Genomic DNA, 22128 nt, shown 5'->3' with positions numbered 1-22128 from the left:
GCATGGCGGAGGACTTAACCGAGTATCTGCACGAGAATGGTGTGCGGGTGCGGTACATGCACTCTGATATTGATACGCTGGAGCGGATTGAAATCCTGCGTGATTTGCGCCTTGGAGCGTTTGATGTCCTGATCGGGATCAACCTGTTGCGTGAGGGGCTGGATATTCCTGAATGTGCTTTGGTGGCTATTCTGGATGCTGATAAGGAAGGGTTCCTGCGTTCTGAAACCTCGCTGATCCAGACCATCGGTCGTGCTGCGCGTAACGTAGATGGTAAGGTCATTCTTTACGCTGACAGAATGACTGGCTCTATGGAGCGGGCTATTGCAGAGACCAACCGTCGCCGGGCGAAGCAGGAAGAATACAACGAAGAGCATGGCATTACGCCTGAGAGTGTGAAGCGCTCCATCGGCGATATCATGGAGAGCGTTTACGAGCAGGATCATGTTTCTGTCGATGCTGGCTTTGCCGAGGAAGGGGCCACCATTGGTCACAACCTCAAAGGCCATATTGAGGACCTTGAGAAGAAAATGCGCGAAGCTGCAGCTGATCTTGATTTTGAGATCGCGGCGCGGTTGCGTGATGAGATCAAACGCCTGCAAGAGACCGAGCTTGCAATTGCCGATGACCCCATGGCACGACAAACTTCTGTTGCGCAGCAAACCGGTGGGTTTGGTGGGAAGAAGAAATATGGTGCTGCTGGAAACCTGCCCAAGGCAGAGGCGGATAAAGCTGATGCTGGCAGCAAGGTGCATAAGCCACGGCTGGGTGAGATGGGGCCGGGAACGGACCTGCCGACACCAGCTGGTGCAACCGGTGAGAAGAAACCGCGCCGGACTTCGTCAGACCGCAGTTCAGGCGGGCGACCAGGCACACGGACCCATCGAAAGAAGAACTAAAACAGTTCGCATTTAAGTTGAAACACCTGAACTGCTTTAGTCTTTGTTTTTGCGTATCTCCGAAAACTGGTTTCCACTTTTCGGAGATACGCTGTAGGGCAGGCTTTGCTATATGAGGCAGCGTTGACAGAGGCGTGTGTTTGCACCACATGTGTGATGAATGTTCTCTCTGCATGTTGGCTAACTGGTTGGGCTTAATGACAAAGCACATTGTTTGGGACTGGAACGGTACCCTACTGGATGATTTCGAAATCACTGCGCAATATGGCATCGACTATTTTGCAAAGGCTGGATTGAGCGGTGTGACGTTTGAGGATGTTCGCCAGCATCATACCCGTCCTTTTGCGGATTATATCAAGTCGCTGATGGGACGTGCTGCTACTGAAAGCGAACTTGCCAGCTTCTACAGTGATTTCAGCAAAGTCTACGAGCCTGCGATGTATGATTTGCCACTGGCACCTGATGCGTTTCATGCTCTGGAGACGATAAGCGGGGCTGGTAAGAGCCAGTCAATCTTGTCCATGGCTCCCCATGAGGAGTTGGTCTCGCTTGTTCGGCACAATGGTATCTACGAGCATTTTACCCGCGTTGATGGCGCGCGGGATTTAAAGAAGCATTTCAAAATCAATGCACTCAAAGCGCATTTTGATGAGCTGGGTGTGGAACCTGCCAGCGTCTGCGTGATTGGTGACAGCATTGATGATTTTGATGCGGCCAACGGTCTTGGAGCTTCTGCTGTTCTGGTTTCAACCGGCATGTACTCCCACGACCGCCTCGTCACCACAGGCGCCCCAGTCGCCACCAGCCTTACCGGTGCTGTCGCTGAGGCGCTGAAGTAGCGGATTATGAGCGACGGTTACAGGCCGTCGATGAGATCACGACCTGCGAGGATCTGGAGGGATGAGCCTTCCAGGTCGGTTCCGACTGCCTCCTGCTGGCCGCCCAGATGTTTGGCGAGAAACAGTTCTACCATGGCATGATAGGCCCGACGGTTGTGCATTTTCTGAATGCCGTGGCCTTCGTCCGGGAAAAGGCCGTAGGTGACTGGGATGCCGTGGTCTTGCATGGCGGAGACAATTTGCTCTGACTCTGGTGGCTTGACGCGTACGTCTTTGCCACCCTGAACGATCAGCAGCGGTTTTTCGATCTTCCCGACATGGGTGAGGGGTGAGCGCTCCTTTAGGAAAGCGCGGCCTTCTTCAGTTGTGTAGTCGCCAAGACGTGTTCTGTAGAGGGACTTCCACGTTTTCCAGTATTCAGGGATGGTGTCCAGAAAACTGAGCAGGTTTGATATTCCAACCAGATCAATTGCACAGGCAAACTTCTTCGGGGTTTGAGTCAGGCCAGTGAGTGCTGCAAAACCGCCATAGCTACCACCCATGATGGCGATGCGGTTGGGATCGGCTATTCCTTCTCCGATGGCCCAGTCAACAGCATCGATTAGGTCGGTTTGCATCTTACCTCCCCACTCATTTTTTGAGGCATTTATGAATGACTTTCCAAAGCCGGTGGAGCCTCTGAAATTGACGGATAGAACGGCATAGCCTCGGTTTGACAACCATTGGTGTGTTGGGTGAATACCCCATGAATCTCTCATCCAAGGGCCTCCATGGACCAACAGTACCATGGGATGGGGCTCTTCTGCTTTGACTGAACGTGACAGGTAGCAGACAAGGTCTAGCCCATCTCTAGTTTTGACGATTGCAGGTGACATTCTGACCAGCGGTAAGTCTTGTAATTTGGGTTGAGTGACAAACAGGAAGGTGCTTTTCCGGTTGATCTGTCATAGCAGTAGAACTCAACGGGCTGGTTGTCCTGCACATGAGCAATAATGAGTTTATCAGCATTTTCTGAAAGGCTGCTGATTTCTATGTCTCCAGCGAACAGCTCCTTGAAAGCAGAGAGAACGGATTCAAACTGTGGGTCTATTCCCTTCCAATTGGTACGGGCAAATGTAGCCTTAGCTGCTAAAGGGTGCTGTGTGTGCGGGGCGAGCAACAGATTGCTGATGTCTGCCTGCGAGTCTTGTGCCAGAACGGCAATGGCTCGTGTTTGTGTATCTTCTGCTAGTGCAGCGGCTTTGTCTCGCCCGCGGCTGTCGATCCAGAACAGGGTTTGTCCATCTTCGCTGAACTCAACGGGTCTGGTGGTCAAGCTATCTTCAAAAGGAATGAGAGTGTAGCGCTGCCAGTCTTTGCCGTCCGGTCTATGAAGATATTCAACCTCACCGTTATCGGTGTAGCGGCGCGCGAGGCGAACGTTGAAGTTGCTGTCCGTGAAGAATCCTGCAAACCTATCGTTTTGCTTAATGAGCTGGCTGGCTCCAGTGCAAAGAGAAACCCTGTAAAGGTCGAAATGCTTTTTTGTCCTTACATTATGAGCCACCAAAATTTCATTGGGGTGTTTTCTCGATATTTCCTGAAGGTAGGCTTTTACTCCGACCTTTGGCGTCAAGTAAACGGGATCGCCACCATGAATAGAGACGCTCATGATACAGAAGTTCTCATCGCCTGACTGATCCCGAGAAAACAGAATGTGATGGCCATCAAACGCCCACTCGAGCGTGAGACCAAGATGGCGATCTGTGAAGCTTGTGAGAGGGCGGGCGGTCTGCGGGTCTTCGATGCAGGCGAGCCAGAGATTGTGTACGCCGTTGATGGGGGCATGAAATGCGATCCATTGACCACAGGGGCTGATTTTGACCAGGCGACGCTCAATGGGATCGAAGAATGTCTTGCGGGGGATTAGGCGAGTTCGTTCCTTAAGCTGCATGGTCAGAAGCCTTAAATTTATTACAGAAAAAAGCAGATCAGGCCTTGGAATAGGTGGCCTTGAAAAACGGTAGAAGAGAGCTAAGCGAAAGTATTGCAGGTGCTTCTGACCCTGTCCAATCTTTGAATGGTGCACAAACCACAACCGGATGTCGATTGCTGAAGGCTGCTTAAGGAAAGAGCATAAGCCATAGATAGTTTTTGCTTAGGAGGCTGCGTTAGATCAATGCAGACTGCCATTTACGGACGCATTGTTGATAATAATTCCGAATTGCAGGTGGACGTTTCTCGATGAAAAGAATTCTCTCAACCCTTCTTGTGAGTGTATTGATGGCGGGTGGTGCTCTTGCTGGGGAGGGCAAGACGTATTCCGTTAATCAGGTGACTGATGCCAGTGCGAACACACCTTCTCATATGTTCCGCTTTGAGCCTGATCTGCTTGAGGTGCCGCTGGGCGCTACTGTGAAGTTTGATAATTTTGATGGGAACCATACGGTTATTTCGATCAAGAAGATGACGCCGGATGGTGGACCGAAGTTCAAGTTCAGCAAGATGTCTCCTGATCGGAATGTTACCTTTGATACACCGGGAATTTATGGTGTGACCTGCGGTATTCATGGCCGTTTTGGAATGGCGATGATCATCAAGGTTGGTGAAGACAGTGCCGAGGATTTAGAAGGCGCTCGTTCTGTGGTACCGGGTGGTCGGATGGGCATCAAGATCTCCCAGATTTTGGATCGGCTTGAAAGCAAGTGAGCGTGTAGAGCTTGCGTGGAAGTTAGATAGAATAAAGGCAGCCGGTTGGCTGCCTTTTGTGTTTTGTGCTGATGTTTTTTTAAGCTCTATTCGGCCTGCGCCATGCTTCGTCGGGATTTGAGGTAGTGAGGTCCGACTTCAACAAGCAGGATACCGCTGAAGATGAGGGCGCAGCCGACTAGTCCGATTGGTGCGATGCGTTCGCCTAGAATGACGGCTGCAGCCAGAGCGGCGAAGAGGGCTTCTGATGACAGCATGATGGCTGCATCGGACGGTGTGGTCCACTGCTGACCAAATGCCTGGAAGGTGAAGGCAACGCCTCCGGACAATGCGCCTGCGAAGAAGATCTCGAACCACGCATCCTGAAGGGCTTGCACGGAGTAGGTCTCGAAGAAGAGTGAGGCTACCACACACACCACTCCTAGGAAGGCGAACTGGATGACGGCAACCGTGATCGGGCGGCCAGAGGAGGTAGCGAGGCGTCCAACGAAGATCACTTGCAAAGCCCAGAAAACTGCGCACAGGAGCATGAGCAAGTCGCCGCCGTTCAAAGCTGTCAAACCACCACCGAGCAGGTAAATGCCGAGGAGGGTGAACAGGCTTGCAGGCCACACGAGGAAGTTTGGCCTTCCTTTAAAGAACAGTGTGACAAGGATTGGCGTCAGCACAACATAGATCGCGGTTAGAAAACCGGCGTTGGTGACGGATGTTATCACGATGCCATACTGTTGCAGGACAGTGCCCAGAGTGAAGGCAACACAAACCATCAACATCGCAGGAAGGTGGGCCTTGCCAAGTTTTTTGGTGCTGTGAATGCGGCGTTCGCGTAGCGCGAACGGCAAAATCACCAAGGTGGCGAGGAGAAATCGCAGGCCAGAAAACTGCAGGGGTCCAAGACTTTCCATTGCAGTTGATTGCGCGACAAAGGCCATGCCCCAGATGAGGCCGGCCATGAGAAGAAGTATGTTTGCAGATGCCCTAGTCATCCCGCAGCTGTTCTGCAAGCGAATAGGTGCTGCAAGCGGTCTGTCAGCGCTTCCGTTGAATTTCTCTCAAGGCGATTTTGAGCTTCTTGACGGTGTCAGAAACGTAGCGTTTGTTTTCACTCGTGCTGCGTGTGCTGGCATTTGTCTTTTAGGATTACGCTCTAAAAGACAAACAAGACCATGATCATTATGCCAACGAAAGCGGCGATGACTGTTGCCGCAACAGGCCATGGTGATTGGGCGTGGCTGACGTGCTCTTTACGATGGTAGTCAACTGGCGAGGTTCTCATTGTGCTCCCCTGCGGCCCTGGTCAGTTGTTTTCCTGAGTAGGGGCCAATAGACGCGGATTACATCGAATACAGAAAGTATATATTACTGGATTTTGGTGTGTTCGAGATACCACAGGTTGAGCTTAAGCAGATCGCTCAATTGCAAAACTGCTATTGCCCATATTTTCTTATAGATTCATAGCTTCGAGACCAGCCTCGAGATAATCAGGCAAGAGGGGAAGGCCCAAAAGGTATGTTGAGACCGGAGACGTGGATCGTTCGCGTGCTTCAGAGAAGGCAATATCCAGATCGTTCTGATCATAATCACCGCGACCTATCCATGCGATGGCGACCAGTTCTGTCGCTTCGTCGATGTTGAGGTCGTCGATAATCTCTCTCAGTTCAGACTCAGAAAAGTCGTCATGCTCTTCTTCTGCAAGTCCGTCATGGTGGTGAACGTTTTCCAGCTTTTCCGTATCGAAGGAGAGGTCACCTTCGTGCCCGTCCTCGTAAGTGTCTGGCAGGCTTTCGGAAACAGCGCGCGCTTTTTGTACGATCAAGCGAACAGTTTCTGCAGATAGTGCTAGTTCAACGGCCATCGTTCGTCCCCGCTTATTGCTGTAACAGAACGTTACTCCTGTTCGGAATTATTCTGCAAGTGGAACTTATGGAACAGCTGCCTGCAGTCCAATCGCGCTGAGTGACAGTATGGCGCCGCTGAGAGTAATAGGCGATTTAAGCGTTAGAAAAGAAAAGGGAATTGGTTAAATGGAGGTTAGTGCGCGCCTGCAACTTATCCTATGTAGTTCTACTGAGCGGAATACTGGATATCGTTATGGTTAAAAAAAACAGTACATACCGCAGGGGTAGGGGTTGTTTGTGCGCTGCACCTACGAGTAGCATTTGATGTAGGGGCGAAAATACAATCAAATCTCCCAGAATTTCTAGGTGCTGGCGGACCTGAGTGCTTTGTGCTGGCAGGGGTGTTTCTTACCCTGTCGGCACATCCAAAAAGAGCCGATTTTTCCCAAGATACCTGCGCTTAGTTTTTGAATGCGTAGATTTTTGAAAGCACGAAGTTGAAGGTCATGGACACCAGTGTGGCGAGGATAACGGCCAGATAGGTGGAGAAGCCGTCGATCAGGGTGATCAGCGCACCATAGGTGCTGTAGTTGATGACCGCCCCCACGCTGTTGACCAAAACGAATCTTACATACTCCCCAAACGGACTGCCTTCAGAGCGGAAGGTGAAGATGCGATTCCAGAACCAGTTGTTGGTCATGGCAATCCAGATGGAAAGGATTCGCGCAATGAGGGGATCAAGACCGACCACTTGCCAGAAAAAGGCAAGGGCGACCAGATCGACCACAAGACCGGAGCCGCCAACCATTCCGAAGCGAATGAACTGATTTTCGAGTAGTTTTCGCAGCAGGCTTTTCACGGAATTCGGGCTCTCATTTCTGATGGGACCAGCTAAATAGTCAGGTCTTTAGCTTCAGAGGCTGCTTAGCTTTGTTCCTTTGGAAATACAAGAGACGCAGCGTCACAGAACCTCTGATTATATCTGGGGAGTAATATTTGAAAAAATCTGCAGTCTTTGGCGAAATTTGAGCGGAAAAACTGGCGTGTTTGCGCTTGCCAAGCTTTGGTCTGCACCTTAGGGTCTGCCCGCACTTATTTTGCGAAGAACGTACCCGCTTCTATTGGAGGGCATTATGGGCTTTATCGCTGACTCGCTGTCTCGTGTGAAACCATCTGCAACGATTGCAGTGACCACGAAGGCACGCGAACTGAAAGCCGCAGGCCGCGACGTTATCGGCCTTGGTGCTGGTGAACCAGATTTTGATACGCCAGACAACATTAAAGCTGCTGCAGTTGCAGCTATTAATGAAGGCAAAACAAAATACACAGCGGTTGATGGCACTCCTGAGCTGAAACAGGCAATCAGTGCCAAGTTCCTGCGTGACAATGGCCTGAAGTATGAGCCAAACCAGATTACTGTCGGAACCGGCGGCAAGCAGGTGCTCTACAATGCATTGATCGCAACCATCAATCCGGGCGATGAAGTTCTCATCCCAACACCATACTGGGTGTCTTACCCCGACATGGTGCTGCTGGCTGGTGGTGAGCCTGTGATTGTTGAGGCGGATCAGAAGACCTTCAAGATCACGCCTGAAGCGCTGGAAGCGGCGATTACGCCTAAAACCAAGTGGTTGATCTTCAACTCTCCATCCAATCCGTCCGGTGCTGGCTACACCCGCGATGAGCTGAAAGCTCTGACCGACGTTCTGCTGAAGCACCCGCATGTCTGGGTCATGTCTGACGACATGTATGAGCACCTTGTCTATGATGACTTTGAGTTCACCACACCTGCGCAGATCGAGCCTCAGCTTTATGATCGCACTTTGACCGTGAATGGCGTTTCTAAAGCGTATTCCATGACCGGCTGGCGTATTGGTTATGCGGGTGGTCCTGCTGATCTGATCAAGGCGATGGCGAAGGTTCAGTCCCAGTCCACTTCCAACCCATGCTCCATTTCTCAGGCAGCTGCGGTTGAAGCGCTGAATGGGACGCAGGACTTCATTCCAGTCAACAACAAGGTTTTCCAGGATCGTCGTGATCTGGTTGTGTCTATGTTGAACCAGTCCTCTGGTCTTGAGTGTCCGGTTCCAGAGGGTGCGTTTTACGTGTTCCCATCCTGTGCTGGCACCATTGGCAAGACTGCGCCATCTGGCAAGGTGATCGAGACTGATCTGGACTTTGCAGGTGAGCTTCTGGAAACTGAAGGGGTTGCTGTTGTACCGGGTTCCGCGTTCGGTCTGGGTCCAAACTTCCGCGTTTCCTACGCGACTTCTACTGAAGCTCTGACTGAGGCATGCACTCGTATTCAGCGTTTCTGCGGAAACCTGAAGTAAGCGATTTTCTGAAACGGATGCCTGGGAGATCTCAGGCATCCAGTTTTAAGCTACAGATACAAAAAAGGCGCTGCATCACGCAGCGCCTTTTTTGTTTTAGGTGTTTCGCAGCACCAAAGAAAACTTTGGTGCTTTGTTTGTGTGTATCCTTATCCGAAAACCGGAATCCGCTTTTCGGGGATACGCTTTTGGATGCTTAGTCCGGGAGGAGTGCATCCAGAATGTAGCTGTTGTTGACGAATGTGCCGCGGCTTTCCTCAACCAATGTCTGTGCATCGGCGAAGGAGAAGCGGACGCCTGCCATGATAGAAGCGTTTTCGAGCTTCTCAGAGCGCAGGTCTGCGAACATTGTCATGCCGTTTGCGGTTTCCGTTCCTGGCTTGAACTCCATACCCATTGCGTAGATATGGCTGTCGCGCAGATAGCGGTAACCCGCGTAAAAGCGTGCGTTTTCGCTGGCGTAGTAAGATGCGGTTGCACCACCCATGACAGAGCCTGTATCGTCGATCATCTGAACGCCGATCAGTCCGTCAACAGACAGGTTTTCAAAGTGAACCTGTGCTTCTGCACCTACGTAGCCGAAGGAACCGGCTCCACCGTTGATTTGCGCTGCAGAGCCAACAACACCGAAGTAGTTGTAGTCCTGCGTGCGGAAGCCCATGCGGCCTGTGCCAGCATAAAAGCCATAATCCTTGGTCCCGCCTGCGGTCGCATCAAATTGTGATGCAAAGCCTGGACCCTGCCCGAAAGCAGCTGTTCCTGACAACAGGCCCAGCATCTTGCCTTCGAGTGCCCCGAAAGCAGTTGTAATGCGGGCATTGATGGGATTTGCCTGCGCGATCGCTGGAAGAGTTGCAATGGCTATTGCACCGGTTACGCCAAACAAAAGTGTCTTCAAATTTGAGCGCATTGCTGATTCTCCGTACTCAATTTCTGAGTGGAGACTCTCGTGTTTTATTTAAAACATTGTTCTAAAGCGTCCCAAAATGGGTCAAATCGTTAGGCTTAATATCTATGGTTAATAATTGGTATACAGCTTTATGAAACCTTCTGGGAATGTAAGGTTTATCGATAATTTTTCCGTAAGTCCTTCTGCATGCAGAGGTTCTCGTAGGTGACTTTGAGCGGCTTAAGGGATGCTTAGGGTTAACCCAGTGAGGTGACGGACAGGGTAGGTTGGTCTGTGATGCGTTTATGGTGAAAATCCTAATCACAATTTCTAACGCATATCACTAGGTAAAAATAACGCTGGAACTAAGCGGAGCATTCACTGTGATCGTAGCAAGGCTTTGACAGTCCGTACGCTTTGGTTTCCCATTGTGAAAAGGTCGTAGAGCCTGAGCACTGGAGAACAATAATGAAGAAATGCCTTGCTTTTGCTGCTGTTGCCGCTCTTGGTCTCAGCACTTCCGCCTATTCTGCAGACACGCCTGCACCTCCTCCTGCAGAACCCCAAAAGGATCGCCCTGGTGTTGAAGTTGGATCTTTGACCTGTGATCTGGTTGCCGGCACCAACTTCATTGTTGGCTCCTCTCATGAACTGTCCTGTGTTTTCAAATCGCCGAGCGGGAAGCGTATCGAAGGATATACCGGCACCATCAACAGCTATGGTATCGACATCGGACCCGTCACATCCGGAACGTTGGTTTGGGGGGTTGTTGCGCCGAAGGCTAACCTGAAGCCGGGTTCTCTTGCCGGGAATTACGGCGGTGTGTCTGCTGGTGTCACGTTGGGTGCTGGCGTGCAGGCGAATGTCCTGCTGGGTGGTCTGAATCGCTCTATCGCTTTGCAGCCTTTAAGCTTGCAAGGCCAGACCGGAGCGAACATCACAGCTGGTGTCACAGGGCTGCGGCTGACCAAGCAGTGATCCTTTAATTCTTAGGGGGATTGTGAATCCTAACCCTTTGATCTTTATAAATAGCGCCGGTTCATATTGTGCGGCGGACTGTCACGCTTCAGTCCGCTGTTGTTTTGGCGCTTGCATATCACTGTGTTTCCGAGTGACGATACTTATCCAGAGTCTTATAATACTCTGGAAGGCGCGTGTGATTTTGCGCCGCTATGGCGCAAACGCCCGTGTCTGCTTCCCAAACCCAAACAGGGAGTATGGATCATGGGAGACAAGCATGTCGGAGTTGCCGGAGGCAGGGTTCGCAGCCCTCGTTCGGTTGCCATAATTGGACCTTTCGCAAGTGGCAAGACCACACTGCTGGAAGCTCTTCTCGCACGAACGGGGGCTATTGGGCGACAGGGAAGTGTTGACGCGAAAAGCTCACTGGGTGACAGCAGTGACGAAGCGCGTGATCACAGCATGAGCGTTGAGGCGAACATTGCCACCTGCACCTATAAGGGCGATCACTTCACATTTATCGACTGCCCCGGATCCGTAGAATTTCTTCACGAAGGCAACAGTGTCTTAAACGGCGTCGATATTGCCGTTGTGGTTGCTGAGCCAGATGAAAAGAAGACAGCAGCTCTTCAACTCATTCTCAAATCACTTGAACAGCGGAACATCCCGCATGTTCTCTTCCTGAACAAAATAGACAAGGCAACAGGTAGTGTGCGCGCGATGCTTCAGGCATTGCAGCCCGCTTCGAGCTTTCCAATGGTGTTGCGCCAGATCCCGATCTGGGAGGACGGCACTGCGACAGGCTTTATTGATCTGGCGCTGGAGCGGGCCTTTGTCTACCAGGAAGGCAAGCCAAGCAAGACCATCGAGATTCCAGATGATGAGCGCGCCCGTGAGGTGGAAGCGCGCTATGCCATGATGGAAATGCTGGCAGATCACGATGACGTTCTCATGGAGCAGCTTTTAGAAGACGAAGCACCTGAGAGTGAGGTCATTTTTGATGATCTTGTGCAGGAAATGCAGCGCGGTGAAATTTGCCCTGTGTTTATTGGCAGCGCGATCAAAGGCAATGGCATCCGTCGCTTGCTGAAGGCTTTGCGCCATGATGCTCCAGGTATCGTTGAAACACGCAAGCGTCTGGGGCTCAAGGAAGATGATGCTATTCTTCAGGTGCTGAAAACCTACCACACGTCTCATGGCGGCAAGCTCTCTGTTGCCCGTCTGTTTGGTGGGTCTGTGAAGGAAGGTGCGCTTCTTTACGACAGACATGGGGAAGAGTATCGGCCATCTGGTCTGTTCCAGATGCAGGGTTTGCAGCCGAAGAAGATTACAGAGGCTGTTGCTGGTGATCTGGTGGCTCTTGGCAAGCTGGATAACATTGAAACCGGCATGACCCTTGGTGTTGGTGCCAAGCCTTCGCAAAGTCTGTTTGTCGTTGATACTCCGGATGCAGTTCTTTCCAAGGGGATTACGGCGACAGAACGGAAGGATGAAGTCAGACTCTCTACTGCGCTTTCCAAGTTGGTGGATGAAGACCCATCCCTGAGCATTACCCAAGTCCAGAGCACGGGCGAGACTGTACTGGAGGGGCAGGGCGAAATGCATCTGCGTGTTGCTCTTGAAAAACTGACCGGGCGCTATGGGTTGTCTGTGAAGAGCTTTGAACCTCGTATTCCATATAAGGAAACCATTCGCGGCACGACTGAGCTGCGCGGACGCCATAAGAAGCAAAGTGGTGGCCACGGTCAGTTTGGCGATGTGGTGCTGGCTATCCAGCCTATGCCACGCGGTGAAGGGCACAGCTTCAACGACACGATTACTGGTGGTGTGGTGCCTAAGCAGTACATTCCGTCCGTCGGGGATGGCGTGAAAGAAGCTCTTGAAAAAGGGCCTCTAGGCTTCCCGGTCGTGGATGTGGCTGTGACGCTGAAGGATGGCTCCTATCACTCCGTTGACAGCTCCGATCAGGCTTTCCGTATGGCAGGTATTCTGGCCATGAAAGATGGCTTGAAGGAATGTAAGCCGGTTCTTCTTGAGCCCGTTGATAAGGTTGTTGTGGCCTGTCCGTCAGATACCACAGCTCGTATCAACGCGATTGTTTCCGGTCGCCGTGGACAAATCCTTGGGTTTGATGCCCGCGATAACTGGGATGGCTGGGATGAAGTGGAAGCCATGATCCCTGAGAGCGAACTCAGCGACCTTATTGTAGAGCTTCGCTCTGCAACAGCTGGTGTGGCGACGTTCTCTCGTAACTTTGACCACCTTGCCGAACTTTCCGGCAAGGCTGCGGACAAAGTGATTGAGGGTGCAACAGCACCAGCCTGATACTCCAAAGCTTGCGCGCGTATTCTTGTCCGAAAACCGGAATCACTTTTCGGGAATACGCTCTAAAGTGAGACAGAAAAAGAACCCGGGGCAATGCTCCGGGTTTTTTTGTGTTAGCTGAGGGCTACTGCATTCCTCCTCAGATCAAGGTTTGATCGGTGGTAGGGATGCTGTTTGGGCCATGAGGCGGGCGAGGATGGACCAGTCTTCGTCTGCATATCCAGCTGCGATTGCGGTACGGAGTTGGTTGGCGACGACGTCTGCTGTGGGGAGCGGTACTCTGAGATCCTGAGCTGTTTGCTGCGCCAGGTTAACGTCCTTCAGGCCCAACGAGGTCTTGAAGCCGGGAGAGGGGTTTTGCTCGCGGGCGATAAGTGGAGCGTAGGCTTGATAGACGGGAGCGCTGAACAGTGTTTCTGTTATTAGTGTGAGGAAGGTTTCCGGATCTATGCCCGCCTTTCTTGTCAGGGTGAAACTTTCGGCCAAAGCTTCCACCGCCGCCGCTATCATGAAGTTCATACCCAGTTTGGTGACTGCAGCTTGGCGAGGTGTTGGCCCCATCCAGAATTGCCGCATGGATATGGCTTCCAGAACAGAGCGGGCTTCATCCATTGTGCTGCGTTTGCCTGCTGCGACGGCGACCAGTAGCCCTTCCGCGGCTTTGTCTGGACGGCCAAGGACTGGCACACATAAGAATCTGACATTAGCGCGCTCGTGGGCGGCTGTGAGGCGGTCTACCATTGGTGGGCTGATGGTGCTGTGGGAGATGGAGATGCTGTTTTCTTTGAGTGGGGGTGCCAGAGTGTCTCCGGCGAGATAGACGGCCTCAACCGCTGCATCGTCTGACAGCATTGAGCAAACGATATGGCAGTCTGCAAAGTCTTGCAGAGATGTGGCTTGTTGTGCTCCCTCCGCGACAAGATCAGCGGCTTTTTCCGGTGAGCGGTTGTAGACCTTCAGAGCGTGTTCTTTGTTGATGCGCTGGGCCATTCCAAGGCCCATGGCGCCCAGGCCGATAAATCCGATTGTCATGGTGCCGTTCCTTTGCCCTGTCTGACATACGCTGCGTGTTTCAGAATAAGCTGGAGGCATATTTGAAAGGGTGTCTTGAACCTGCTGAATTTAAAGAAATCTAATCTGATTGGATGTTGATGGCAGCTTTGAACCGAGTGGTCTGACAGTTCGTCCTGTGCCCGCCTTCCGTGATCACGAAAAGGATCACGGGGGGTTTACTTGAAGTTTAAGGGGTTTCGCCGCTAAGTCATAGGCCAATATTGGTAGACATTACCGTAACCCTTACCTGCTTGGAGATGGCAGCATGAACATTATTCATAGGCCTGAATGGATTATTCCGGAAAGAGAAGCGACACCTGAGGATGTGTTCTTCAACCGGCGCAGGTTTATGAAGGGCTTGGGCGCTGTTGGCCTTGGTCTGGCTGCTGGTGGTACTGGTCTGGTGAGCAGTGTGTTTGCACAGGATGGCAAAGACCCGACCCTTGATCTCTACCCAGCTGAGCGGAACCCTGATTTCACCCTGAAACGGGCAATTACGCCTGAGAGCGTGACATCCGTTTACAACAACTTCTATGAGTTTGGCTCACACAAGCGCATTTCCGGTGCTGCGCAGGCGTTGAAGACACGTCCGTGGGCGATCACCATTGATGGTATGGTTGATAATCCGCAGACCATCGATTTTGATGATCTGGTGCGCAAGATGCCTTTGCAGGAGCGCCTTTATCGCCACCGCTGTGTTGAAGCGTGGGCGATGGCTGTGCCGTGGACTGGTTTCCAGCTATCCGAGCTGGTGAAGTACGCTGGTCCGCAGAATGGTGCTAAGTATATCCGTTTTGAGACCTTTGAAGATTCCGACGTGGCAAGCGGCCAGCGTCAGTTCTGGTATCCGTGGCCTTACGTTGAAGGCTTGACCATGGATGAGGCCATGAACGACCTGGCGTTTGTCGCGACGGGTATCTATGGCAAGCCGTTGCAAAAGCAGTATGGCGCGCCGATCCGCTTGGTGATGCCATGGAAGTACGGCTTCAAGTCCATCAAATCCATTGTGAAGATCACCTTTACTGATCAACGTCCGGTCAGCTTCTGGGAGAAGATTGGCCCGAGCGAGTACGGTTTCTGGGCGAATGTGAACCCTGAAGTGCCGCATGCTCGCTGGTCGCAGGCTTCTGAGCGTTTGCTGGGTACGGATGAGCGCGTGCCAACACAGCTTTACAATGGCTATGCGGAGCAGGTCGCGCACCTTTATAAGGATCTGGAAGGACAGAACCTCTACCGGTAAACGCTTGCTGATAAGCTTTTAAATGGCCTGGGTGGTTAGTTGCGAATGAGCGACAAAGCCACTCGGGCTTTTTTGTGCGCGTTGTGATGTGGTGTTGGGTTTGGCGAACTAGCTTATTCACTCAATGGGTTTTTAGAGCTGTAGGATTAGGCAGGATTGAACTGGAAGGATAACCTGCCGGTTGTTGTGGATAACTGAAAAGCGGCTTGTCCTCGTTAAAAGAGGAATCAAAGTGTGCCGCTGTTATTCTGCCGGAATGTGCAAAGTGATTTGACTGCCGAGCCGTTCCGCTCTGTCAGCTTCGCTTATGGCGTGGGAGATTTCGCCATAGATTGCGAAAAGTGCGCAGGCAACCAGAGTGTAAAATGCTTTTCTCAGGTCATTCACATCCATTACCTCGGATATTTGCCAATAGGTATGATTCGATAAGTAAAGGATGCAAGCTGATTTGTAATTTCGCTGATTAAGGGTGGTGAAATTTCACTGTTTGAAGATTTACCTAGGAAAAATATAGTTAATTTGAGTAAGAGTTGCAGAAATTACTAGTTTATGTGAGTTGGGAATACCTTGAATCTGATGGGTTTTCCCAAGGTGCTGCTGCGCAATAGTCTGATGAATCCGCATGTCTCTGCGTGTATCTGGGATAGTTGATTTTTTAGTGTGCCCAAGAAGTAAGCGACCCTAGGTCTGTTTTTAGGCAGGGCGATTTTGAGCATGTCATGCGTGTTTGTCAGCGGCTGTAACTGCTCAGCAAAAGACCTTTCAAAACAGCTTTATAACGTCAGACGAGCTGCAGTCTTTGTGTGTTGTGAGACGTGCTTGGGGAAGTTTGCTGGCTAAAAGACCTAGGGAGCCCCTTGGTCACCTTTGGTATTTGGGAGCATTTGGCAAAAAAAACCGGACCATGCGGTCCGGTTTCGAAGTGATGAATGATAAAGCACCTAATGGGTGCAATCACCTTCCAGAGGGGAACAGTTGATCGGATGTTGATGTCACTGGGAGGAGAGGTGTGACAACAACTGATCAACAGCAGGTGTATATATGCAGTGCAGCGCCGAAACAGCAATCCTTAATTTTTGCATTGCAGCTATGCATTTTTAAGGGAGCTCAAAACCCTCGGAACTTCATTGCAAGATTTGACAACTATCAGAAAGCTAACTCTGCGTAAGATATTGTCATTTCGGGATGAGATGGCGTGAAAAAGGCCTCACAGACGGTCTGAGAGGCCTCAAAAGAGATCTGGAATATTATTTATTTTGCAGTGCAAAACTTAGGGTTGAAACTCCTGAGCTGGCTCATCAAGCCAACTTAGCTCTTTTGCAGAGTTCCAGCCTAGTGTGTCCAACGTTCTGCATAGGAGACGAGGAAGTCTCTGAATGCAGTTACACGAGCGGTGTTTTTCAGCTCAGATGGATACACGAAGTAGGTATCAAAGCTTGGCAGCTCTTCCTGCGTGACAGACATAACGCGTTTGATGCCTGCGCCCGGCTCAACCATGTAGTCCGGCAGAATAGCGATACCGACGCCGGTCTGTACGGCTTTTTTGATGCCAGACAGGTTGTTCACGCGCAGGGAAACATCGCGGCGCTCACCGTTTGGCAATCCGGCTGTTGCAAGCCAGTTCATCGCGCGCAGGTAGGAGGCCATGTTGTCACCGATGGTGATCAGGCGGTGGTGGTCCAGATCATCGATGGTGCTTGGGCTGCCAAAGCGCTCAATATAGGTCGGTGAGGCGTAGACGTGGAAGTGCACCGTAAACAGCTTGCGCTGGATGAGGTCTGGCTGTGTTGGCTGGCGCAGGCGGATGGCGACATCTGCCTCACGCATGCCCAGATCCAGCTCATCATCCATGCAGATGAGTTCCAGGCGCATGTCCGGGTATAGATCCACGAACTCGTTGACACGGGCAGTGAGCCAAGTGGAGCCGAGACCCACTGTGGTGGTGACACGAAGCGTGCCGCTTGGCTTTTCCTTGGTGTCTGTCAGGCGGGACTGAACGGTTTCCAGTTTCAGCAGAACTTCACGGGCGGTTCTGTAAAGAAGCTCGCCTTGTTCTGTTGGAATAAGTCCGCGCGCATGACGGTGGAAGAGGGGGACACCCAGCTCTGCCTCAAGTGCACTGACCTGACGGCTGACAGCCGACTGGCTCATGTTGAGAGCTTCGCCTGCGTGGGTAAAGCTTCCTGCCTGTGCTGCTGCGTGGAAAATTCGCAGCTTGTCCCAATCCAAAGAACGGCCTGGCATTTGCTTTCCCCCTATCTTCCCGGTTTCTTATTCTGCTGCTTCGGTTTCAGATTCCAAAGCTGCCAGGTAGCGTTCTGCTTCCAGTGCAGCCATGCAGCCCATTCCTGCAGCGGTCACAGCCTGACGGTACTGCTCATCAGTCACGTCACCAGCTGCGTACACACCCGGAATGGATGTCTGAGTTGAATCAGCTTCGGTCCAAATGTAACCGGATTCCTTCATCTTTACCTGATCTTTGACAAGGTCAACCGCTGGAGCGTGTCCGATGGCGATGAATACGCCGTGTGTGGACATTTCTGAGGTTTCACCAGTCTTGCGGTTTTTCAGGCGGATGCCAGTCACAACAGCTGGGTTTTCGGTGCCGAGGATTTCATCCACTTCACTGTCCCAGACCACGTTGATCTTTTCGTTTTTGAAGAGGCGTTCCTGAAGGATCTTTTCGGAGCGCAGGGCATCACGACGGTGAACCAGCGTGACTTTTTCTGCCAGGTTCGCGAGGTAGAGCGCTTCTTCAACAGCCGTGTTGCCGCCGCCAACCACAACAACTTCCTTACCACGGTAGAAGAAACCGTCACAAGTTGCACATGCGGACACGCCGCCAGCCTGATACTTTTCCTCTGAAGGCAGACCGAGCCATTTTGCCTGTGCGCCGGTTGCGATGACGAGGGCATCTGCTGTGTAGAGGGTGCCGCTGTCGCCTTTCAGCTCAAACGGGCGCTTGGAGAGATCTGCTTCCAGAATTGTATCGTAATCGATCTTGGTGCCGACGTTTTCTGCCTGCTTGCGCATTTCTTCAACCAGCCAAGGACCCTGAATTGGATCGGCAAAGCCCGGGTAGTTTTCAACGTCGGTGGTGATGGTCAGCTGACCGCCAGTCTGCACACCTGTGACCAGAAGCGGTTCCAGCATAGCGCGTGCGCCGTAGATTGCGGCGGTGTAGCCTGCAGGGCCGGAGCCTACGATCAGGAGTTTGGTGTGCTTAACAGTCATTTCCTCAGAACCTCAAATTTCGTGCGCGCTTGGATAGTACCAGTGCCGTGTTAGGGAGGGGTTCTATCCGCTCGTTTGCTTTTGTTCAATCGCTTTGGATATGGCATCCGCAATATCCGGTGTTGCGTCTATCGGTTCATAAGTAGGTGCTAATATGTCTCCGGGGAAGGGATGAAGTACTCCCAAATCCTCCATTCTTGATAAAAACCTATCAAACTTTTTGTGAGTGCCTGTTGGGCGGAAGCCGTAGATAGGCTTTCCGGTGGCTGCAGCTTCGCCCACCATATTGGTGGAATCTGTTGTAACCACTGTGATTTCTGCGTTGGCCAGGTACTGGGCGATGGGGTTTTCTCCCTCCCCATTCCAGAAGAGATGACCCTCTGATCTGCCCAGATCATGCAACTGCATTGCCAGCTCTCTTGGGGTGCGGCGAGAGCAGGTGATCATGAGCGAGTGGGTTTGCGACAGGTTTTTAAGTGCGGCGAGAAGCGTGTTGATATTGTCGGGCGTAAAGGTGTGATGCTGGGAATTGCCGCCAATCAGGACAGCTGCTTTGGGCTTTGGCAGCGCTGCGATTGCCTCAAGTGGGTTGTCGCGCGCGTCTTGCAGCTTTTGCGCTGAAAAACGGTGAGGTGACGTAAGTGTTGTTACTATGTTTTTCCCAGAAATTCCGTCATGTTCCGGCGCCCAGACAAAATCAGCAAATTTGCTGTTGATCTTTGGGTCCTTGAGGAAAACAGTAAAGGTCTGGCCCTTGGAAAGCCGCTTTAGTGCGCGTAAGTAGGGCACCGCTCTGCGCCCGGATGCAATCGCGACCGCGGGATATGGGGGTGCAAGCGGGCTTTCTGGTTTGTGTGGTGCGTCTTTGGGATCGATTGGTCCCCAAGGCATTGCGTAGGTAAAAAGCTTGCGGGGGGCAACTAATCGAATTTCGTAGGGCAGTCCCAAGGCGTCGGCTACACCGATGCATTGCGCTACGTCTCCGATCTTGCCATCTGTTAAAACCCACAGGTTTTGCGACATTTTGTTCCCCCAGCTTTCGGGAAGTGTCTGCAAAATGCTATTTGTTGATATAGTCTGTCGCAAATAAGCAATAAACTAGCATTTCGCCTAACTTCGTGTTTTAGGCAGTGTTGTAAAACAGGTTAACTGTTAATCCAATAGGACAAGCAAAGGAGACGAGCTTGAAAGCGCGTCTGGATTCGATCGACTGGCAAATTTTGAAGGAGCTGCAGGGAGACGGCCGCATTACCAATGTGGAGCTGGCTCGTCGTGTAGGAATTTCTGCGCCCCCATGTTTGCGCAGGGTTCGAGCCCTGGAAGAAGCAGGACTCATTCGCGGCTACCGTACGCTACTTGATGAGAAACAACTGGGATATGAAGTCACCGCCTTTGTCATGGTTGGATTGCATAACCAAACAGAGAATGACCTCGTCTCATTTGAAGCGCAAGTCAAGGAATGGCCGTTGGTTCGGGAGAGCTACATGGTGTCCGGTGAAGTTGACTTCATCATGCGCTGTACGGCTAAAGATCTGGAAACCTTCCAGAACTTCATTATTCGCGATGTGACTTCCACAAAGAATGTGGATCACGTTCGCACTGCACTGACCATCCGCCGTATCAAGGATGAGCCGAACGTGCCGATTGATAAGCCTGAGTATTTCTAGGCTTTCGATCCGGGAGAAACTTTTTAAACGGCCTTCGCGTAGGAAGGCCGTTTTTTTATGCGTGGTTACATCCACTTACCGACTGTGATTGTAACTGTGCCTGACTTTATGTTTTCGTTCGTTTTCGAGGGAACTTCAGGGCCGTCATAGGGGCCGACCGGGTTTTCATCCATGCTGAAGCCATAGGCTGCCTGATTGAGCATGAGGGATGGTTTGCCGGAAAGGCGTGAGTCGTTTCCATCTCTGTCGCTGTAGTGCAAGAACTTTGAGTAATAGTGGCATGTCTTGCCGACCTCGTACCACTTGCTCCAATCGTTCCATTTTGTGGTGCTAAAGGCTGTCTGAGCGCTTTCTGTCGTTTCGGTGGTCAATACGCCGTCTAGTGCTACACCGCGGCACAGCGCTTCCCAGATGCTGTCCTGGAGCAGGCCTGCATCTCCTGCAGCCCCCGCCGGAGTTAAACCGACGCCAAAGGATTGCTGGAAGACGTATTGGCTGCTCGTCAGTCCGCTTTCCGGCTTGTAGAAGTGGAAAGTGCCAGCTGGGCCTGTCAGCGTATAGACTTGGGTTTGCTCGGTTGAATCAGATTGTGTCTGTGTGGTGCAGCCTCCTTCATACAAACGAGGAACCGCTTTTGAACCGAGATTGATGCTCAAGACGTTTCCCGGCGAAAAGAAGCGGTCGAGGGTGTCATCCCAATAGTTCGCCAGGGGATCATCTGTTGTTTTCTGATAGTTGCCGGAGTTTGAGGCGAGCCAGTCGTTGGGGTCACAGATAGCGAAGAACTGATTGTCTACCAGCGGTGGCTGGAACCCGTCTTTTGTGAGCGGTGTGGAGTAGAGCAGGGGGAGGAAGTGAGCGGCGGCTGGATCAGCCTTTGCTTCGTTGTTCATGAACTTGGTGAAGGCCTTGGCAATCTGAGCCCGTGTCACATCTTTGCGCATGCCATATTGCGGGCCGTCCAAGCCTTCAACATCAAAACGTAGGTTGAGACCAAAACCGCTCACCGCGGACAGGTTTAGCTGAGCATCCAGACCAAATTCGAAAACGTCAAACGGGCCGGGAGCCTCTACGCCCGGTGTGTCGGCATAAGGGTACTGGGTGTATTGAATCGGGTTGTTGTTTGTGACTGTGAGGTCCTGTGGCTTGTCTTTGGAGACAACAAACAGGAAGCGGTCATCACCGTTGGTTTTGTCCTCTAGCACTACATCGCCGATATCCGAGAGCTTTTGAAACGGAATGCTGGTTGGCGCTTTTGTCGTGCTCGGTCTTGTGAAATTGTTTCCTTCCAGGACCTTGAAGTGTTTCTGTGACCCTCCGTTGATCCAGCCTGCGACCCAGACATGTGCTGTGGTGTTGGGCAGACCACTTTCATCAACCAGTTTGAATTTGATGGACATTGCGTTCCCTTTTTTTGTTTTTCTTCTTGGTGTTAAAGGGACGTGTCTTGGTTGACTTTGTGAGCTGCTGCTCTGGGCTGCAAATACAAAAACGGCCCTCACGTGGAAGGCCGTTCTGGTGTTCTTGAATTGTCGCCGTGACGATTAAAGGCAGCGGATGCTTGAGAAGAAATGAGAGATTTCTTCTGAAATCGCTTCGCTTTGCTGGCTGAGCTCTGTCGCAGCGGATGTTGCTGTGGCAACAGCGCGTTTGGATTCGTCAGCAGTTGCCAGGATGTTGCTCAACTCGCTTGTTACGCCCTTCGCATTTTGAGAAGCGGACTGAATGCTTGAAGAGATTTCGTTGGTTGCGATGGCCTGTTGGTCCACTGCATCAGCAATTGCCGTCGCTGTCGAACTGACCTCCTCAATCTTCTGGGAGATAGCAGAGATTTCTTCTACGCAGCGGCGTGTTTCGCTTTGGATCGCGCTGATCTTGGAGGCGATCTCGTCGGTTGCCTGACCTGTCTGGCTTGCGAGGTCTTTCACTTCGCTTGCCACAACAGCAAAGCCGCGGCCTGCATCACCTGCACGGGCTGCTTCAATGGTTGCGTTGAGGGCTAGAAGGTTGGTCTGCTCTGCGATTGCACTGATGAGCTCAGTCACAGCGCCGATCTCGTTGGTTGCTGTCTGCAAACCGAGGACAGTGTCGTTGGTGCGTTCTGCATCTTTGGAAACAGTCTGTGCTGTTTCTGCAGAGCGGGTCACTTGAGACCCGATCTCA

21 protein-coding genes are annotated in these 22128 nt (G+C 51.8%); 8 read left to right on the top strand and 13 right to left on the bottom strand.

Annotation, left to right across the window (positions count from 1 at the left end; translation table 11 throughout):
- Together PPL9_RS02370 and PPL9_RS02365 are read left to right on the top strand one after the other, a co-directional pair.
- Positions 1-899: helicase-related protein (locus PPL9_RS02370; RefSeq protein ID WP_200962067.1), on the top strand; the 899-nt coding region annotated here is incomplete at its 5' end.
- 197 nt (positions 900-1096) lie between these two features.
- On the top strand, positions 1097-1738 hold the full coding sequence (locus PPL9_RS02365; RefSeq protein WP_057461161.1) for an HAD family hydrolase: 642 nt from the start codon (positions 1097-1099) through the stop codon (positions 1736-1738).
- Positions 1739-1755: 17 nt separating this feature from the next.
- Here PPL9_RS02365 and PPL9_RS32940 read toward each other — a convergent pair whose 3' ends face one another.
- Complete coding sequence (locus PPL9_RS32940; protein ID WP_208989118.1) at positions 1756-2496, bottom strand: prolyl oligopeptidase family serine peptidase; 741 nt, start codon at positions 2494-2496, stop codon at positions 1756-1758.
- Positions 2497-2576: 80 nt separating this feature from the next.
- The gene (locus PPL9_RS32935) at positions 2577-3671 is read right to left on the bottom strand and encodes a hypothetical protein (protein ID WP_208989117.1); all 1095 of its coding nucleotides are present in this window, start codon (positions 3669-3671) and stop codon (positions 2577-2579) included.
- Positions 3672-3961: 290 nt separating this feature from the next.
- Between PPL9_RS32935 and PPL9_RS02355 the strand changes: the two genes are divergently transcribed.
- Positions 3962-4426, top strand: a complete 465-nt coding sequence (locus tag PPL9_RS02355; RefSeq protein WP_208989116.1) for a plastocyanin/azurin family copper-binding protein — start codon at positions 3962-3964, stop codon at positions 4424-4426.
- Between the two features lie 86 nt (positions 4427-4512).
- On the opposite strand, the gene PPL9_RS02350 is transcribed toward PPL9_RS02355, so the two are convergent.
- The 4 genes from PPL9_RS02350 to PPL9_RS02335 form a co-directional block, all read right to left on the bottom strand.
- A complete protein-coding gene (locus PPL9_RS02350) occupies positions 4513-5412 on the bottom strand; it encodes a DMT family transporter (protein ID WP_082596468.1) in 900 nt (299 codons plus the stop codon).
- 161 nt (positions 5413-5573) lie between these two features.
- Entirely contained in the window at positions 5574-5702 is a 129-nt protein-coding gene (locus tag PPL9_RS34680; RefSeq protein WP_256387170.1) for a hypothetical protein, read from the bottom strand.
- Positions 5703-5870: 168 nt separating this feature from the next.
- A complete protein-coding gene (locus tag PPL9_RS02340; RefSeq protein ID WP_057461136.1) occupies positions 5871-6281 on the bottom strand; it encodes a DUF3775 domain-containing protein in 411 nt (136 codons plus the stop codon).
- Between the two features lie 443 nt (positions 6282-6724).
- A complete protein-coding gene (locus PPL9_RS02335; RefSeq protein ID WP_152986572.1) occupies positions 6725-7123 on the bottom strand; it encodes a GtrA family protein in 399 nt (132 codons plus the stop codon).
- A gap of 274 nt (positions 7124-7397) precedes the next feature.
- Between PPL9_RS02335 and PPL9_RS02330 the strand changes: the two genes are divergently transcribed.
- Positions 7398-8597, top strand: a complete 1200-nt coding sequence (locus tag PPL9_RS02330; RefSeq protein ID WP_057461135.1) for a pyridoxal phosphate-dependent aminotransferase — start codon at positions 7398-7400, stop codon at positions 8595-8597.
- A 196-nt stretch (positions 8598-8793) separates the two neighbouring features.
- On the opposite strand, the gene PPL9_RS02325 is transcribed toward PPL9_RS02330, so the two are convergent.
- Entirely contained in the window at positions 8794-9507 is a 714-nt protein-coding gene (locus PPL9_RS02325) for a hypothetical protein (protein WP_057461134.1), read from the bottom strand.
- A gap of 447 nt (positions 9508-9954) precedes the next feature.
- On the opposite strand from PPL9_RS02325, the gene PPL9_RS02320 reads away from it, so the two are divergent.
- On the top strand, positions 9955-10464 hold the full coding sequence (locus PPL9_RS02320) for a DUF992 domain-containing protein (protein WP_057461132.1): 510 nt from the start codon (positions 9955-9957) through the stop codon (positions 10462-10464).
- 246 nt (positions 10465-10710) lie between these two features.
- Positions 10711-12771 (top strand): elongation factor G, encoded by a 2061-nt coding sequence (locus PPL9_RS02315; protein WP_057461131.1) that lies wholly within the window; start codon positions 10711-10713, stop codon positions 12769-12771.
- Positions 12772-12915: 144 nt separating this feature from the next.
- Here the strand turns inward: PPL9_RS02315 and PPL9_RS02310 are convergent, their stop codons facing one another.
- Complete coding sequence (locus PPL9_RS02310; RefSeq protein WP_057461159.1) at positions 12916-13803, bottom strand: NAD(P)-dependent oxidoreductase; 888 nt, start codon at positions 13801-13803, stop codon at positions 12916-12918.
- Positions 13804-14089: 286 nt separating this feature from the next.
- Here PPL9_RS02310 and msrP point away from each other — a divergent pair, with 286 nt between their 5' ends.
- Positions 14090-15064 (top strand): protein-methionine-sulfoxide reductase catalytic subunit MsrP, encoded by a 975-nt coding sequence (gene msrP, locus PPL9_RS02305; RefSeq protein ID WP_057461130.1) that lies wholly within the window; start codon positions 14090-14092, stop codon positions 15062-15064.
- 1332 nt (positions 15065-16396) lie between these two features.
- Here msrP and PPL9_RS02300 read toward each other — a convergent pair.
- The 3 genes from PPL9_RS02300 to PPL9_RS02290 all read right to left on the bottom strand — a co-directional run bounded on the left by PPL9_RS02300 (position 16397) and on the right by PPL9_RS02290 (position 19321).
- Entirely contained in the window at positions 16397-17308 is a 912-nt protein-coding gene (locus tag PPL9_RS02300; RefSeq protein ID WP_057461129.1) for a LysR family transcriptional regulator, read from the bottom strand.
- A gap of 27 nt (positions 17309-17335) precedes the next feature.
- Positions 17336-18298, bottom strand: a complete 963-nt coding sequence (gene trxB, locus PPL9_RS02295; protein WP_057461128.1) for a thioredoxin-disulfide reductase — start codon at positions 18296-18298, stop codon at positions 17336-17338.
- Positions 18299-18361: 63 nt separating this feature from the next.
- Positions 18362-19321: a mitochondrial fission ELM1 family protein gene (locus PPL9_RS02290; protein WP_057461127.1), complete on the bottom strand. Its 960-nt coding sequence runs from the start codon at positions 19319-19321 to the stop codon at positions 18362-18364.
- A 161-nt stretch (positions 19322-19482) separates the two neighbouring features.
- Here PPL9_RS02290 and PPL9_RS02285 point away from each other — a divergent pair, with 161 nt between their 5' ends.
- Positions 19483-19965, top strand: a complete 483-nt coding sequence (locus PPL9_RS02285; RefSeq protein ID WP_057461126.1) for an Lrp/AsnC family transcriptional regulator — start codon at positions 19483-19485, stop codon at positions 19963-19965.
- A 65-nt stretch (positions 19966-20030) separates the two neighbouring features.
- On the opposite strand, the gene PPL9_RS02280 is transcribed toward PPL9_RS02285, so the two are convergent.
- Together PPL9_RS02280 and PPL9_RS02275 are read right to left on the bottom strand one after the other, a co-directional pair.
- A complete protein-coding gene (locus PPL9_RS02280) occupies positions 20031-21365 on the bottom strand; it encodes a hypothetical protein (RefSeq protein WP_057461125.1) in 1335 nt (444 codons plus the stop codon).
- 144 nt (positions 21366-21509) lie between these two features.
- A partial coding sequence (locus tag PPL9_RS02275; protein ID WP_244273335.1) for a methyl-accepting chemotaxis protein occupies positions 21510-22128 on the bottom strand: 619 nt, incomplete at its 5' end.

This window comes from Pseudovibrio sp. POLY-S9 (assembly GCF_001431305.1).
GTDB lineage: Bacteria > Pseudomonadota > Alphaproteobacteria > Rhizobiales > Stappiaceae > Pseudovibrio.
Note: the sequence above shows the minus strand (reverse complement) of the source record. Positions and strands in the feature narration are given on the sequence as shown.

Bases quoted from the DNA above. Each gene is read 5' to 3' on its own strand.
- PPL9_RS02350 (WP_082596468.1), bottom strand. From the start codon at position 5,412: ATGACTAGGGCATCTGCAAACATACTTCTTCTCATGGCCGGCCTCATC.
- PPL9_RS02325 (WP_057461134.1), bottom strand. From the start codon at position 9,507: ATGCGCTCAAATTTGAAGACACTTTTGTTTGGCGTAACCGGTGCAATA.
- PPL9_RS34680 (WP_256387170.1), bottom strand. From the start codon at position 5,702: ATGAGAACCTCGCCAGTTGACTACCATCGTAAAGAGCACGTCAGCCAC.
- PPL9_RS02300 (WP_057461129.1), bottom strand. From the start codon at position 17,308: ATGCCAGGCCGTTCTTTGGATTGGGACAAGCTGCGAATTTTCCACGCA.
- msrP (WP_057461130.1), top strand. From the start codon at position 14,090: ATGAACATTATTCATAGGCCTGAATGGATTATTCCGGAAAGAGAAGCG.
- PPL9_RS02315 (WP_057461131.1), top strand. From the start codon at position 10,711: ATGGGAGACAAGCATGTCGGAGTTGCCGGAGGCAGGGTTCGCAGCCCT.
- PPL9_RS02320 (WP_057461132.1), top strand. From the start codon at position 9,955: ATGAAGAAATGCCTTGCTTTTGCTGCTGTTGCCGCTCTTGGTCTCAGC.
- PPL9_RS32935 (WP_208989117.1), bottom strand. From the start codon at position 3,671: ATGCAGCTTAAGGAACGAACTCGCCTAATCCCCCGCAAGACATTCTTC.
- PPL9_RS02330 (WP_057461135.1), top strand. From the start codon at position 7,398: ATGGGCTTTATCGCTGACTCGCTGTCTCGTGTGAAACCATCTGCAACG.
- PPL9_RS02310 (WP_057461159.1), bottom strand. From the start codon at position 13,803: ATGACAATCGGATTTATCGGCCTGGGCGCCATGGGCCTTGGAATGGCC.
- PPL9_RS02365 (WP_057461161.1), top strand. From the start codon at position 1,097: ATGACAAAGCACATTGTTTGGGACTGGAACGGTACCCTACTGGATGAT.
- PPL9_RS02290 (WP_057461127.1), bottom strand. From the start codon at position 19,321: ATGTCGCAAAACCTGTGGGTTTTAACAGATGGCAAGATCGGAGACGTA.
- trxB (WP_057461128.1), bottom strand. From the start codon at position 18,298: ATGACTGTTAAGCACACCAAACTCCTGATCGTAGGCTCCGGCCCTGCA.
- PPL9_RS02355 (WP_208989116.1), top strand. From the start codon at position 3,962: ATGAAAAGAATTCTCTCAACCCTTCTTGTGAGTGTATTGATGGCGGGT.
- PPL9_RS32940 (WP_208989118.1), bottom strand. From the start codon at position 2,496: ATGAGAGATTCATGGGGTATTCACCCAACACACCAATGGTTGTCAAAC.
- PPL9_RS02340 (WP_057461136.1), bottom strand. From the start codon at position 6,281: ATGGCCGTTGAACTAGCACTATCTGCAGAAACTGTTCGCTTGATCGTA.
- PPL9_RS02280 (WP_057461125.1), bottom strand. From the start codon at position 21,365: ATGTCCATCAAATTCAAACTGGTTGATGAAAGTGGTCTGCCCAACACC.